We start from the raw sequence: 917 nt of genomic DNA on the forward strand, positions 1-917 counted from the left end.
TCTTGACCCTTCTTGTATTTAAGGGCAGTGACAGTTTCACCAGCTTTATTGGTGTACTCTACTGGAGCAAACTTGATCTTACCAGCTTTGTCGTTGGTTGCAGTTGCGATCACAACATTGTCGCTGTCTTTCAACTCGAATGTGAATTCGCCAGCTGTTAGCGCACGGCCTTCCAATTTCTTAGTGAAGTTGAATTCTACTGAGATTGGAACACTGTTGACACGTTTTTCAGTTGGTTTGTTTGGTTTTTCAACAGTCTTGCTTACTGGGTTGTAGTAGTTAACAACTTGTGCTGCCTTGTTTTCGATATCTGCACCAGCTACGACATCGTCTTTCACTGTTGCTGGGATATCAAATTTATAGTAGCGTCCAAATTCGAACTTAGTAGTATCAATGATTTGTGTATTTTCAGCGTCTCCAAGTGACTTCGTGAAGCCATCTTTCAGGTTCGCTGTCAGAACACCATTGTTATCAGAGATATCGAATTTCGTCGTAACGTCTGCACCAGTAACTGAATCGTAAACCTTGATATCTGACGCATTAACAGTCAATTTATCCTTGTCGTAGTTATCTGTGATTCCTACTGTTTGGATGTTTTCTTTGTTAGTTGCTGAGAATTTAGTTGTATCCAACCATACTTGGTAGTAAAGTTTAGATCCACGTTCAACTGTCTTAGTATTCAAGTTTTCATCTTCGTTGTTGGCAGTTGTATCGACATATGGGTTTGTATTTGTTTCACCATATTTATCTGTCAATTCAGAATCGTCATCAACGAGCTTCGTACCTGTAATATCGAATTTCGCTTTAGAAACAACGTATTTCTCTGGTTGGAACTTAGGTTCTGTTGGTGGAGTTACCTTGTTGTTGAATTCTTTATCGGCAGGTTCTGTCACGTTTGTGATCAAGGCTTTCGCTGT

The 917-nt window shown here is 39.9% G+C and carries 1 protein-coding gene; it reads right to left on the reverse strand.

Annotated features, from left to right (window positions below; translation table 11 throughout):
• Positions 1–917, reverse strand: a 917-nt coding sequence (locus HMPREF2917_RS11760; protein ID WP_371106500.1) for an SspB-related isopeptide-forming adhesin, incomplete at both ends; no start/stop codon positions are given.

It is taken from the genome of Streptococcus sp. HMSC061E03, from assembly GCF_001813505.1.
In the GTDB taxonomy this organism is placed as follows: domain Bacteria; phylum Bacillota; class Bacilli; order Lactobacillales; family Streptococcaceae; genus Streptococcus.